The organism is Polynucleobacter sp. HIN5, from assembly GCF_030297555.1.
GTDB lineage: Bacteria > Pseudomonadota > Gammaproteobacteria > Burkholderiales > Burkholderiaceae > Polynucleobacter.
Map to the genome: position 1 here is coordinate 133528 of NZ_AP028136.1, position 13684 is coordinate 147211.

The 13684-nt window shown below is 48.6% G+C and carries 13 protein-coding genes; 9 read left to right on the forward strand and 4 right to left on the reverse strand.

Annotated features, from left to right (window positions below):
- Nucleotides 1–64 precede the first annotated feature (64 nt).
- Nucleotides 65–1252: a murein transglycosylase A gene (gene mltA, locus QUE61_RS00765; RefSeq protein WP_286307076.1), complete on the forward strand. Its 1188-nt coding sequence runs from the start codon at nucleotides 65–67 to the stop codon at nucleotides 1250–1252.
- Between the two features lies 1 nt (nucleotide 1253).
- A complete protein-coding gene (locus tag QUE61_RS00770; protein WP_286307077.1) occupies nucleotides 1254–2030 on the forward strand; it encodes an enoyl-CoA hydratase in 777 nt (258 codons plus the stop codon).
- Here the strand turns inward: QUE61_RS00770 and QUE61_RS00775 are convergent.
- Nucleotides 2027–3217: a M20 aminoacylase family protein gene (locus QUE61_RS00775; RefSeq protein WP_286307078.1), complete on the reverse strand. Its 1191-nt coding sequence runs from the start codon at nucleotides 3215–3217 to the stop codon at nucleotides 2027–2029. The genes QUE61_RS00770 and QUE61_RS00775 overlap by 4 nt on opposite strands.
- Nucleotides 3218–3291: 74 nt before the next feature.
- Between QUE61_RS00775 and QUE61_RS00780 the strand changes: the two genes are divergently transcribed.
- A complete protein-coding gene (locus QUE61_RS00780; protein WP_286307079.1) occupies nucleotides 3292–4998 on the forward strand; it encodes an AMP-binding protein in 1707 nt (568 codons plus the stop codon).
- On the opposite strand, the gene bioD is transcribed toward QUE61_RS00780, so the two are convergent.
- The 3 genes from bioD to bioA are packed head-to-tail and all read right to left on the reverse strand — an operon-like array spanning nucleotide 4990 to nucleotide 8268.
- The gene (bioD, locus tag QUE61_RS00785) at nucleotides 4990–5700 is read right to left on the reverse strand and encodes a dethiobiotin synthase (protein ID WP_286307080.1); all 711 of its coding nucleotides are present in this window, start codon (nucleotides 5698–5700) and stop codon (nucleotides 4990–4992) included. The genes QUE61_RS00780 and bioD overlap by 9 nt on opposite strands.
- Nucleotides 5697–6908 (reverse strand): aminotransferase class I/II-fold pyridoxal phosphate-dependent enzyme, encoded by a 1212-nt coding sequence (locus QUE61_RS00790; RefSeq protein WP_286307081.1) that lies wholly within the window; start codon nucleotides 6906–6908, stop codon nucleotides 5697–5699. Before QUE61_RS00790 ends, bioD begins: the two co-directional genes overlap by 4 nt.
- A 13-nt stretch (nucleotides 6909–6921) precedes the next feature.
- Nucleotides 6922–8268 carry an adenosylmethionine--8-amino-7-oxononanoate transaminase gene (bioA, locus tag QUE61_RS00795; RefSeq protein WP_286307082.1) on the reverse strand — a complete coding sequence of 449 codons (1347 nt, stop codon included), beginning with the start codon at nucleotides 8266–8268 and terminating at the stop codon, nucleotides 6922–6924.
- A gap of 80 nt (nucleotides 8269–8348) precedes the next feature.
- On the opposite strand from bioA, the gene bioB reads away from it, so the two are divergent.
- The 6 genes from bioB to QUE61_RS00825 all read left to right on the forward strand — a co-directional run bounded on the left by bioB (nucleotide 8349) and on the right by QUE61_RS00825 (nucleotide 13684).
- A complete protein-coding gene (gene bioB / locus QUE61_RS00800; protein WP_286307083.1) occupies nucleotides 8349–9368 on the forward strand; it encodes a biotin synthase BioB in 1020 nt (339 codons plus the stop codon).
- Nucleotides 9365–10048 (forward strand): 2-polyprenyl-3-methyl-6-methoxy-1,4-benzoquinone monooxygenase, encoded by a 684-nt coding sequence (gene coq7, locus QUE61_RS00805; RefSeq protein WP_458574715.1) that lies wholly within the window; start codon nucleotides 9365–9367, stop codon nucleotides 10046–10048. Before bioB ends, coq7 begins: the two co-directional genes overlap by 4 nt.
- A 239-nt stretch (nucleotides 10049–10287) precedes the next feature.
- Nucleotides 10288–10716 carry a division/cell wall cluster transcriptional repressor MraZ gene (gene mraZ, locus QUE61_RS00810; RefSeq protein ID WP_286307084.1) on the forward strand — a complete coding sequence of 143 codons (429 nt, stop codon included), beginning with the start codon at nucleotides 10288–10290 and terminating at the stop codon, nucleotides 10714–10716.
- 12 nt (nucleotides 10717–10728) lie between these two features.
- Nucleotides 10729–11664 (forward strand): 16S rRNA (cytosine(1402)-N(4))-methyltransferase RsmH, encoded by a 936-nt coding sequence (rsmH, locus tag QUE61_RS00815; RefSeq protein WP_286307085.1) that lies wholly within the window; start codon nucleotides 10729–10731, stop codon nucleotides 11662–11664.
- Nucleotides 11661–11927 carry a cell division protein FtsL gene (gene ftsL / locus QUE61_RS00820; RefSeq protein ID WP_286307086.1) on the forward strand — a complete coding sequence of 89 codons (267 nt, stop codon included), beginning with the start codon at nucleotides 11661–11663 and terminating at the stop codon, nucleotides 11925–11927. The genes rsmH and ftsL overlap by 4 nt, the downstream gene beginning before the upstream one ends.
- Nucleotides 11924–13684, forward strand: coding sequence for a peptidoglycan D,D-transpeptidase FtsI family protein (locus tag QUE61_RS00825; RefSeq protein ID WP_286307087.1), 1761 nt, complete (start codon nucleotides 11924–11926; stop codon nucleotides 13682–13684). Before ftsL ends, QUE61_RS00825 begins: the two co-directional genes overlap by 4 nt.

Sequence of the window (13684 nt, forward strand, 5' to 3'; positions counted from 1 at the left end):
CAGAGCTAGGAATGCTTCTAGCACAAATAAGAGCATGGGATATTCATCAAATAACTGAGCGAGCATGATGATCTTCTGGAATTCGAGATACCCAATTGTAGTTTGTAAGCCTGTATTCTGCGTTGTGGTGGCCAGTCTCTTTCTTGCATCGTGCGCGGCGCCACCAACCAAGCCAGTTTCTCAAACACCTAAGGCGAGTAGCCCGAGTAACTTGCCGCGCACTCCGAAAGTGACTGAAACGGTCGTCGCCGATGATAGTAGTTCATCAGCCGCATTAACACCTGTGGATTTTTCTGAGATACCCGGTTGGAATGAGGACAATTTGAGTGAGGCTTGGCAAGCGTGGTTACAAAGTTGCAATACTTTGCGAAAGCGTAAACCAGGGCCCGTAAATTGGCTTGCGGTCTGCGATCGGGCCAATGCTCAAAAACCCAGAGATGCGAAAGTATTCTTTGAGAATAATTTCAAGGCTTACGCAGTTCGCAATCAAATTTCTGGGAAGTCAGAAGGTTTGGTCACTGGCTATTACGAACCGATTATTGCGGGTTCGCGGGTTCGTACCGATCGGTATACCGTGCCACTGTATGCCTATCCCAAAGCCTGGGTTCGTGCGAAACCATCGCCTGCGCCAACACGAGCTGAGCTAATGAACTCAAGTCTTCTTAAGGGTTCAGAAATTGCTTGGGTTGAAGATCCGGTAGCGGCTGCATCGATGCAGATTCAGGGGTCTGGAAAAATCCGTTTGGATAATGGCCAAATTATGCGATTAGGGTTTGCGGGGTCGAATGATTTACCTTTTAAATCCAGTGCACAGTGGCTATTGGATCGTAAAGAGATTACTCGCGCACAAGCAACGATGCAGGGGATTTCGGAGTGGGCCAAGCGCAATCCCGGCAAGGTGCAAGAGATGCTCAATGCCAATCCACGTTTTGTCTTCTTTCGAGAACTACCTGCCTCAGCAAATCTAGATCTTGGACCGATTGGGGCCTTGGGAGTTCCCCTGACTCCAGAACGTAGTATCGCGATTGATCCTAGGGCAATTCCATTGGGCGCCCCTGTTTTTTTAGAAACCACACGACCGCTGAGTAATCAGCCAATTCGACGCTTGGTGATGGCCCAAGATACGGGAAAGGCGATTGTGGGCCCGGTCCGAGTTGATTATTTTTGGGGCACCGGGGACGAAGCTGGAGAATTGGCCGGCAGAATGAAGCAAAATGGCCGTGTTTGGTTAATGCTACCGAAGAGGGACTGAAATGCCATACAACACAATATTGACTCAGACTGAGGGAAAAGTTGCCCTTATTACCTTAAATCGCCCACAGGTACTCAATGCCTTAAATGACGAGCTAATGGATGAGTTGGGCGCTGCATTATTGGGCTTTGATGCCGATGACACGATTGCATGCATTGTGATTACTGGGAGTGAGAAAGCATTTGCTGCCGGAGCTGACATTGGCAAGATGGCTAAATTGGATTTTCAGGAAGCGTATCGAAATAATTTTATTAGCCGTAATTGGGAAACCATTTGCAAGATTCGTAAACCAGTGATTGCTGCGGTATCGGGGTATGCATTGGGCGGTGGTTGTGAGCTCGCGATGATGTGTGACATGATCATTGCTGCCGATAACGCCAAATTTGCGCAACCCGAAATCAAATTAGGGATTGTTCCGGGCTCGGGTGGCACGCAACGGTTAACCCGTGCAGTATCAAAATCGAAGGCGATGGATTTATGTTTAACGGGTCGCATGATGGATGCTGCTGAAGCCGAGCGAAGTGGTTTAGTTGCCCGGGTTTATCCAGCAGCGCAGTTGATGGCTGAAACAATTGCAATTGCGCAAACGATTGCCGCGATGCCACTACTTACTCTCATGATGGTGAAGGAAAGTGTGAATGCTGCTTATGAAACAACCTTGAGCGAGGGCATTCGGTATGAGCGCCGATTATTTCATGCCTGCTTTGGTACTGAGGATCAAAAAGAGGGAATGGCTGCTTTTTTAGAAAAGCGGCCCGCGCAGTTTAAGAACCGTTAACGCAAGAAAGTTTGGGCTAAGCGGACCCAGTAGTTCACTCCTACTGGAATGATTTGATCATTGAAATCATAGGAGGGGTTGTGCAAATGACAGGGTCCCATGCCATGACCTGTTGCGCGGTGATCGCCATCCCCGTTGCCCAAAAATACATAGCAGCCCGGTTTTTTTAAAAGCATGAAGGCAAAGTCCTCGGCACCCATGGTTGGATCGATTCGGGTGTTGACCCGTTCGTTACCCACGAGTTCTTTCATGACCTGAGCGGCAAACTCGGTTTGCTGTTCATCGTTAATCAGGGGTGGGTAATTGCGTTTGAAGGTCAGATTCGCTTTGCAATCAAAGGCGCTGGCCACTTGATTGGCAATCTCATGCATACGCTGTTCGATTAAATCCAAAACTTCTAGCGTAAATGTCCGTACCGTTCCGCCCAGCATCGCAGTATCGGGAATGACGTTGCTGGTTTCTCCGGCATGAAATTGTGTGATCGAGATCACCGCAGCATCAACCGGACGTTTATTACGAGTAATAATGCTTTGTAGAGCTTGCGCAATCTGAACGCCCGCCATAATGGGATCCGCACTGTTGTGCGGGAGGGCTGCATGCCCGCCTTTTCCTTGAATATCGATCACGAACTCGTTGCTGGATGCCATCATGGGGCCGCTTACAACCCCAAAATGACCCTCTTCTAAACCGGGCCAATTGTGCATCCCGAATACCGCATCGCATGGGAACTGCTCAAACAGACCGTCTTCAATCATTTCTTGGGCGCCAGCACCACCTTCCTCGGCGGGTTGAAAGATAAAAATCACGGTTCCTTTGAAATCGCGATGATTAGCAAGATATTGCGCCGCCCCCAAGAGCATTGCAGTATGACCATCGTGACCGCAGGCGTGCATCTTGCCTGGATTTTGCGAGGCGTGCTCAAACGTATTTTTTTCCTGTAATGGCAGGGCGTCCATATCGGCGCGTAAGCCAATCATCTTGCCTGGGCCTAGCTCACCATCTAAGCGACCTACTACTCCTGTTTTGCCTAAGCCTTGATAGACCGCAATACCCCAACTAGATAGTGCTTGAGTAACGAGTTCAGCGGTACGCTTTTCTTCAAAGCGCAGTTCAGGATGCGCATGAATATTGCGTCGGATTTCAGCAATCCTAGGAGTCGCTTCGAGGATTTCGGGGAGTATTCGCATAGATCAATATTAGCCCAAAGCGATACACTTGGTGTGAAGATAGCGTGTCGATTAAAAAAGTGTAATAAATACCAATGATTACAAATAAACCTTGGTTTTCATCCTACCCAACGGGCGTTCCCCATCATCTGAGTTATGACCGGTACAGCTCACTTTTGGATTTACTGGATGAGTCATTTGAAATGCATCGGGAGCGACCCGCGTATTGGTGCATGGGTAAACAATTTTCTTATGAAGCCATTGATTTGGCATCGAAGCAATTGGCCAGTTATTTGCAAAGCCTTGGCCTATCCAAGGGTGCACGGGTTGCAATCATGCTGCCCAATATTCCGCAATACCCGATGGCCCTATATGGCGTACTTCGTGCGGGTTTCATTGTGGTGAGTATCAATCCCTTGTATACCCCGCGTGAGTTAGCGGCCCAACTGAGTGATTGCGGGGCTGAGGCAATTTTGCTTTTGGAGCATTTTGGAAAAACTCTTGAAGATGCCTTTGTGCTTGAGGGTAGGTCAATTGCATTAAAGCACGCCGTGGTTACAAGTATTGCTGAGATGTTGGGTTGGAAAGGACCATGGTTAGATCGTTTTATACGGACCTTTAAGCGTAAGGTCATTCCCTATTCCTTGCCAATGCAAGTCAGCACGATTCAATTTACCGCCGCCTTAGAGCTGGGCGCGAGACGCACTTATGAGCGCCCACATCGATCTCACGATGACATTGCGCTGTTGCAATACACTGGTGGAACCACCGGAATTTCAAAGGGTGCCATATTGACCCATCGCAATTTAATTGCCAATGTATTGCAAATTGAGGCCTGGTTAAAACCGATTGAACAACGTAAAACGATTACCGCTTGGCATTTTCTGTGCGCACTTCCCATGTATCACATCTTTGCCCTCACGGGCTGTGGACTATTGGGCATGCGCCTGGGCGCCCGAATTTTGTTGGTCCCAAATGCGCGCGATTTACAAAATTTAATTGGGATCTTGAAAGAGTTTCCGGAGATCAACATGTTTCCGGGAGTCAATACTTTATTTGCTGCTCTTTTGAACGATCCCAAATTTGCTCAATTAGATTTCTCGCATTGGGCACTGACGATTGGTGGTGGCATGGCAGTGCAGCGCTCCGTTGCGCAACGCTGGCAAGAATTAACCGGTACGGTCATTACCGAGGGGTATGGCCTTTCTGAAACTTCGCCGGTTGCATCGTGCAACACTCCATTGGCAACGGAGTTCACGGGTTCGATCGGCCTACCCTTGCCCGATACCGATATGTGCATTCGGAATGAAGAGGGTAAGGATTTGGCAATTGGCGAGATTGGTGAAATCTATATTCGAGGCCCGCAGGTCATGCGTGGCTATTGGCAACAAGAAACCGAAACACAGAATGTACTCGGTGCAGATGGATTTTTTCGAACGGGTGATATCGGTGTGATGGATGAGGCTGGTTATTTTCGAATTGTGGATCGTAAGAAAGATATGATTTTGGTGGCTGGTTTTAATGTCTTCCCAAATGAAGTCGAAGATGTAGTTGCCTCAGTTCCCGGGGTTCTTGAATGTGCGGTGGTTGGCATTCGTCAAGGTGCGATGGGTGAGGCGGTCAAGTTATTTGTAGTACGAGAAGACCTTGCGATTACTGAAGAACAAATTATGGAAGTGTGTAATCGTGAGCTGACGCACTACAAGCGCCCAACACAAATCGAGTTTCGGGAGAGCTTGCCTAAGAATAATGTGGGTAAGATTCTGCGCCGTGTCTTGCGTGATGAAAGTCAATCAGGGTAGTTTGATTGCAGCAGCAGCAAATTGAATCGCTTCGATTGAATAGGGCGCATTCGTTTTTTTCTGTAAGTTCGGCGGTAAATGAGCAATGCTTCCTAATAGGGGCGCCTTGATTCGATTTTGAAGCGTTGAAATGTTTTCGTTTAAATAGGCCATCTGAGGATCGATGCAATTGGCGACCCACCCGCCTAGTTTGAGGCTGCGTTGCTCAATGGCTTCTACCGTCAGCAATGTGTGATTGATGCAACCCAAACGCATTCCCACGGTCAGAATCACTGGCGCTTGAATACGCATAGCAAATTTCGAGAGATCATGGCGATCGTCGATCGGCGTTAGAAATCCACCAGCACCTTCGGCAATAACATGGGCGATTTGTGTTTGTAGTGTTTGATAAGCTTGCACCATGCGATCGAGTTCTAAGTGCTTGCCATGCTCGGCAGCGACCAGATGAGGTGCAGCTGGAGTATCTAATACATAAGGACAAATCGTACTTTGGGGAATTGCCGGATCTTGGACTAGCACATAGGTCTCTAAATCCTCATTACTGGATATGCCAGCATGATTGCGATAAGTTCCTGCGACCACCGGCTTATAGGCGCATGCTGAACCTGGCTTGAGCACATTTAATTTGTAAACCAACGCAGCGGTGACTAAGGTTTTGCCAATCTCAGTATCGGTACCGGTGACAAAGTAGGAGTGGCTCATGATTTTGGCAAAGAGGTTTCGAGATCCGATAGCACCTTGCAGAGCCCCTGAATCTGTTCTGTAGTATGTGCGGCTGATAAGGTCATCCGTAAGCGCGCCATGCCTTTAGGAACAGTGGGCGGACGAATTGCGGGTATCCAATATCCCAATTGATCTAGGGCTCGTGCAAGCTGTAAGGCAGTCTCATTACTGCCAACCACAATGGGCTGAATCGCGGTATCCGATTTCAATCGGTTCCAACGGTTAAAAGTAGAACCTTTTTTCCAAAGCGTAATATTGGCTTGTAAACGAGCCCGTAATTCTTGTCCAAGATTTCCTTCGATTAGGGCAATACTGCGCAGTACGGCAAAGGCTAATGCAGGTGAGCTGGCTGTGCTGTAGATATAGGGCCTTGCTTTCTGAATGAGCCATGCGATGATTTTTTCATGGGCGCAGACAAAGGCACCATTGAGACCAGCAGCTTTACCTAGTGTGCCAATATAGATAATGCGGTCCGAGCAAATCGTTTGGTCTTCTAAGATTCCGTACCCATGCTTGCCGAGCACACCAAATCCATGCGCATCATCAATCATGAGGAGTGCATCGTATTGATTGGCTAGACGTAAGAGCTCTTGAACTGGAGCGAGATCACCATCCATACTGAAGACCCCATCGGTCACGATGAGTTTGTTTGGGGCAGTGTCATGACTTAAGACCTCTTCAAGCTCTGCAAGGTGATGGTGATTAAAGACATGCACTTCGATCGATGTCTGTGCTTTTGCTAAGCGAATACCATCAATCAGAGATGCGTGATTAAGGGCAGCAGAATAAATACTTGTTTTTTCCCCGATCAGGCTCAGGGCAGTAATTGCACTGATGTTCGCAAGATAGCCAGTGGAAAAAAATAAAGCGCGGGCATGTGGAATGGCGCCAGCTTGAGTCAATGCTAATTTTGCTTCGAGCTCATCATGAATCGCATGATGACCGCTAATTAAATGCGAGGCACCACTTCCAGTGCCAAAACGCTTAGCCCCTTCGGATAGGGCTGCAATTAATTCGGGATGATTGGCAAGACCTAGATAATCATTGCTACAAAATGCCAGCAATGATTTCCCTCCAATTTGAATCTCAGTACCACATGGGGTATCGACTGAGCGAATCGAGCGACGCAGTAACTCGCGATCGAGTGTTACTAGTTCCGCATCAATTTGATTGAGAGCAAAGGGCATATGTAATATGGAATTAGGACTTTTGCAAAACAGTATGCAAGGTTCGTTCGATTGCACGACCCATCTGTTGGATTTCATCGGCAGAAAGAATATAAGGCGGTATGACATAGACTGTGCGACCAATAGGTCGAATCAGCACCCCCTCTTGTAAGCCCTCCTGAAACATCATTTTCGAGAATGAGCCTGGATTTGAAATCGCAGCTGCATTGACATCAAACGCGAAGATCATTCCTTGTTGACGAACATGTTCAATCGATGCGTGATCACGGGCCCATGCGAATGCTTCTTGGATCGATTGACTGCGAACTTTATTTTTCTCCAGTACGCCATCCTCTTGAAAAATATCCAAGCCTGCGAGTGCAGCTCGACACGCCAATGGGTTGCCGGTGTATGAGTGGGAATGCAAAAAAGTCGCTGATATGCGGTCGCTGTAAAAGGCGGAGTAAATCGTATCGGTGCTCAAACAAATGGACAGGGGCAAATAACCCGCGCTGATTCCTTTGGATAGGGTCATGAGATCTGGCCAAATGCCAGCTTGCTCACAGGCAAAGAATGTGCCTGTCCGACCACAGCCCACTGCGATTTCATCGGCAATTAGATGAACGTCATATTGCTCGCATAGTTGCTTCGCTCTTTTCACATATCGTGGCGCGTGCATCGCCATTTGGCCTGCGCATTGCACTAGGGGCTCAATGATTAAGGCCGCAATGGTTTGATGATGTTTGGCTAAACACTCCTCAAGATTTTGGAGTGCTAAATCAATAATTTCCTCACTTGAGTTTCGGTCCGTTGCAGCCCGAGAATCGGGTGACATGACGATATGAACCGGATTGAGAAGTGATCCATAGGCATCGCGAAATATAGAGACATCGGTCACACTTAGAGCGCCTAAGGTTTCTCCGTGATAGCTATTTGCTAAACAAATAAATTCTTTTTTATTGGGTTTCCCCTGAATCTTCCAAAAGTGATGGCTCATCTTGAGCGCAATTTCAACGGCCGATGCACCGTCACTGGCATAAAAGGCATGGCCTAACTGACCATTTGTTAGTGCACTTAAACGTTCTGATAGTTCCACCACTGGTTGATGGGTAAACCCAGCGAGCATCACATGCTCAATACGGTTGAGTTGCTCGGTGATTGCTTGATTGATACGCGGATTAGCGTGACCAAACAAATTGGTCCACCACGAACTAATCCCATCAATAAATCGCCGTCCTTGATCGTCGCAAAGCCACCCCCCTTTTCCCGAGGTAATGGCAATTAATGGATAAGCCTCGTGGTCTTTCATTTGGGTACAGGGTTGCCAAACCGAAGCAAGGCTTCGACTGACCCAATCTAAGGAATGACCCGGTTTATTCATTGGCGCAGGTATGGATTATTTCAAAATCAAGCAGCATATCTGGTATGTTATTGGTTTTAGAGTCCAATCCCAATAAAACCATGTCAGCATCACCAACGATCTCACCATTGGTTCAGGTGAAGCCAAGCTCATCTAGCGTCTATCCAAACTGGACGCTGGAGCAGGTCGCAGCATTGTTTGAGCTCCCATTTCACGAGTTGATGTTTAGGGCCCAAGAAACGCATCGTCAATATTTTCCAGAGGGTGATGTCGAGTTAGCTACCTTGTTATCGATTAAGACTGGAGGCTGCCCCGAGGATTGCGGCTATTGTCCCCAAGCGGCGCGCTATCACACAGACGTGAAGGCAACCAAACTCTTGGATTTAGACGAGGTGCTAGAGGCTGCGAGGGCAGCTAAAGCGGCTGGCTCCAATCGGTTTTGTATGGGTGCCGCCTGGCGGGAGCCCAAGGATCGTGATGTTGAAAAAGTAGCCGCCATGATTCGGGGTGTTAAGGAGTTAGGGCTTGAGACTTGCGCAACACTTGGAATGCTAGAAGCCAGTCAGGCTAAGGCTTTGCGGGACGCAGGGCTAGATTTTTATAACCATAATCTAGACACCAGTGAGGATTTTTATCCGAATGTGATTCAGACCCGCAACTACCAGGATCGCTTGGATACTTTGCAGCATGTTCGTGATGCTGGAATGTCGGTATGTTGCGGCGGGATTGTGGGGATGGGGGAATCCAGAGAGCAGCGCGTGGCATTCATTGCACGTCTAGCGAATTTAAATCCTTACCCAGAATCGGTTCCTATCAATCATTTGGTGCCGGTAGCCGGCACCCCGTTGGCCGATCAACCCAAATTAGACCCCTTGGAATTTGTGCGCACCATCGCCGTTGCTCGAATTACGATGCCCCAAGCCCGAGTTCGATTATCTGCAGGTCGCCAAGAGCTTGGAAAAGCCGTGCAAGCGATGTGTTTTCAGGCAGGTGCGAACTCCATTTTCTATGGTGACCAGTTGCTCACTACTGGTAATCCGGAGGCATTGGCCGATCGCCAATTGCTCGCAGAACTTGGTCTAAAAACCAAGGAAAGTTGCAAGGCTGAAGTGCAAGTATGAGTCGTTCAAACCCTATCAATCACAGCCCAATTGATCGTTTGATTGGTGAGTTTGATACTGCGTTGCGTGCAATTGCCGGTGGTGCCAATTGCAGCCGGCCGGTCCCTAAGGCCAATATTCAAAAAGGATTAAATGAAGAGCAAGTGCTCACTTCAGATCTTGATTTAAACCCCCAAGACCGCACCCATGTAGCAGGCTTAATGCGCATCAATCACGTTGGTGAGGTCTGTGCCCAGGCGCTCTACCAATCTCAAAAAATACTGGCTAAGACTCCTGAAACTCGTGCCTTGTTGGATCAGGCAGCAAAAGAAGAAATGGATCACATGGCATGGTGTGAGGAGCGTCTCAAAGAGTTGGACTCTCGCCCCAGTCTATTGAATCCATTGTGGTATGCGGGAGCCTTTGGAATCGGGTTGGTCGCGGGGTTGGCTGGCGACCGTTGGAGCTTAGGATTTGTAGCGGAAACGGAGAAGCAGGTGGAGCGGCACTTGGATGATCATCTTGAGAAGCTTCCTGAGGCCGACCTTCGTTCCCGAGCCATTGTGGAGCAGATGCGGATGGATGAAATTGAGCATGGCGCAACTGCAATGGCTGCTGGTGGGCAAGAATTACCACGGCCCATTGCCGCGCTCATGGCCGGCATTTCCAAAATCATGACAACGACCGCTTATAAAATCTAGCATTACTGTTCTTTTATACAGGCTTTTCAGGGCATTCCCCATATATACCTAAAGACGTATCTTAGCTATAGATTACAAGTACTTGTTTTAGGTCATAATTTTATTTTACGATTATTTTGTAAAGCTTCTCTAAGTATTTGTAATCACTAGAGAATTTCCTAAAAATTTACCCAAAAATACTTGACCCTGTAGGAAGCTTCCTCTAAAGTGGGAGGAAGTGTGAAAAAGTGGGGTAAATTTTGTTTCAAGGCGCTTCAGCTCTCAATCTCGACGCAAAAGGTCGTATGTCGGTGCCGGCAAGGCATCGTGACGCCTTATTGCTGCAGGGCGAAGGTCGCGTCACGCTAACCAAGCACCCCGACGGGTGTTTATTGTTATTTCCCAGACCCGAGTGGGAAGCATTTCGGGCTCGGGTTGCGCAATTGCCAATGGACGCACATTGGTGGCGCCGAATCTTCTTGGGCAATGCTGCGGAAATTGATTTAGATAGTGCTGGACGCATTCTGATCACGCCCGAGCTCCGCAGCGCTGCAAACATTGAACGTGAAATTATGTTGCTGGGTATGGGTTCGCATCTAGAGATCTGGGATGCAAACACGTATGCAGCAAAAGAGCAGGCGGCAATTGCGCAGGGCATGCCAGACGCATTAAAACAATTTACCTTTTGATGATCGGGCGCCATGAACAACACCCATCGCCCAGTATTACTGGCCGAGGCAGTCACCGCCATGATCAGTGGACCATCCTTTCAGCCCAACTCTGCCGTACTAATCGATGGAACCTTCGGTCGAGGTGGTCATACGCAAGCACTATTGGATGTGCTTGGCAAGGAGAGCAAGCTTATCGCATTCGACAAGGATCCCGAAGCCATCGCCAAAGCACAATCGCTTTGCGATCCACGTCTACAAATTATTCATTCAAGTTTTGCCAACATCGAGCAGCATATTCAGAGGGCATCGGTCGATGCAGTGTTGCTCGACTTGGGGATCAGCTCACCGCAAATCGATACACCGGAGCGGGGATTTTCATTTCGGTTCGAGGGCCCGCTTGATATGCGTATGGATACGACGCGCGGAATTTCAGCTCGGGAATGGCTTGCCAGCGCAGCAGTCGATGAAATTGCGCAGGTAATTAAAACCTTTGGTGAGGAGCGCTTTGCATCGTCCATTGCACGAGCAATTGTGAAACAACGCGAAGAAGGTCATTCTGTTCAAACCACTAAAGCCTTGGCAGATTTGATTGCAAGCGTAGTGAAAACACGTGAGCCAGGACAGGATCCAGCAACTCGCACGTTTCAAGCCATTCGGATTTTTATCAATCAAGAATTAGCCGATCTTGAGAAGGGCCTATCCGCCGCTCTAAACGTATTAAAAGTTGGCGGTCGATTGGTAGTGATTAGTTTTCATTCATTGGAAGACCGTATTGTTAAGCAGTTCATGCAAGCGCATGCGCAAGTGAACATCCCTCGAGAATTGCCCATACGAGCAAAAGATTTACCGCAGGGCGATTTAGAAATCATTACTCGGGTTAAGCCAGGCTTAACCGAGGTTAATGAAAATCCCCGAGCCCGTTCAGCGGTGATGCGAGTTGCGCAGAAAAGAGGCGCTCTCGTATGAATCGCGCCACGCTTAGTCTGCTCGCATTGTTATTAATTTGCGCATTGTCGCTGGTTACGTCTCAACAGAAAACTAGAAAGTTATTTGTATCCTTGGAGCGTGCTCAAGCACAAGAACGTAAGTTAAATCAAGAATGGCTCAGGTTAGAGTTTGAGCAGCGCAATCTCTCCAAATCGGCCCGAATTCGTGATGTGGCTCGCAACCAATTGCGGATGAGTCCGATTACCCCAGATCGCACCTTGTACTTCAAGGAAGGCCTATGAAACCGGTAGGCTTCTCGACCTCTCCAAACGTTGTGTTGCGACTGCCGATGTGGCGCTCGCGACTGATGCTGTTCTTGCTGTTTATTGCATTCGTAGCGTTGGTCATTCGTGCATTTTGGATTCAGGGCCCAGGAAATGGGTTTTATGAAGCAAAAGCGGTCAAGGGCGTACAGCGTGAGATTGAGATGCGTGCCACGCGTGGAAAAATTTTGGATCGCAACGGTCAGTTAATTGCGACAAGCCTTGAGGCAAAGGCTGTGATTGCGTATACCGACAGTATTCCTGCTGACCTTGCGCCTGAGAAAATTTCTCAACTCGCTAAGTTGTTGGAGATGAGTGAAGCAGAGATTAAGAAGCGTTTTTCTGATGAGCGCAATCAAGTATTTTTAAAGCGTCAGGTTGACCCCGAGATTGCTCAACAAATCCGTCGTTTAGAGATTCCAGGAATTGGATTAAACAATGAATACCGTCGGCATTACCCCGAGGGTGAGGCGATGGCTCACGTGGTTGGCTTTACGAACGTGGAAGATCGTGGTCAAGAAGGAATTGAGCTGGCGCGTGATAAAGACCTAGCGGCTCAGCCAGGGAAACGACGGGTCGTAGTTGATCGCTTGGGTCGAATCGTCAATGACATTTCAATCTTGCAATTTCCACAGGATGGCCAGGATCTTCAACTCTCAATCGATAGCAAGATTCAGTACATTGCGTACAACGCCTTAAAGAGTGCCGTTGAAAAGCATCGTGCCAAGGCCGGCGGCGCGGTAGTGCTCGATGTGCGTACTGGAGAAATTTTGGCATTGGCTAATTGGCCAAGTTATAACCCAAACTCGCGTAAAGCACTGACTGGTGAGCAGCTGCGTAACCGGGTCTTGACCGATACCTTTGAGCCGGGCTCAACCATGAAGCCTTTCCCAGTTGCGCTTGCACTAGAGCAAGGTAAGGTGCAGCCCGAAACCAATATGACCATTGGTCAAAAATTATTAGTAGGTCCCAAGCCGATCACGGATACGCATCCCTATGGAATGTTGACAGTATCTCAAGTGATTCAGAAATCGAGCAATATTGGCACTGCAAAATTAGCGCTGCAGCTCGAGCCTCGTGAGATGTGGGATCTATTTGCAGCAGTTGGTTTTGGCCAAGCCCCGAACATTGGATTTCCCGGCGCAGTGGCAGGGCGCCTACATCCTTATCAAAAATGGGGCCAAAGTGATCAAGCCCGCATGTCCTTCGGATATGGAATTTCCACTTCATTATTTCAGTTGGCTCGCGCCTATACGATTTTTGCTCGCGATGGCGAGTTAGTGCCCACCACAATTATGCGTAGCCCAGATTACAAACCGGGCACCCGAATTATTACGGCCAAGTCCGCCATTGAGATGCGCAATATGTTGGAGACCGTTACGGAGCAAGGCGGTACGGCAACGACTGCACGCGCGGAGGGATTTCGGGTTGGGGGAAAAACCGGCACCTCCCATAAGGTTGAGGGCAAGGGCTATGCCTCTAATAAATACCGCGCATTCTTTGTTGGCTTAGCACCAATTAGTGCCCCACGCATTGTGGTTGCGGTGATGGTTGATGAGCCTACCGCTGGTGGTTATTACGGTGGGCAAGTCGCTGCACCCGTGTTCTCAACCATTGTGAGTGAGACCTTGCGTAGTATGAACGTCACTCCCGATATGAATGAGCGCACGGTGGTACAGGCGCCGGATGCGCAACCGGTAACTGGTGCGTTACAAAAAGTGGCGCTAAAGCAATGA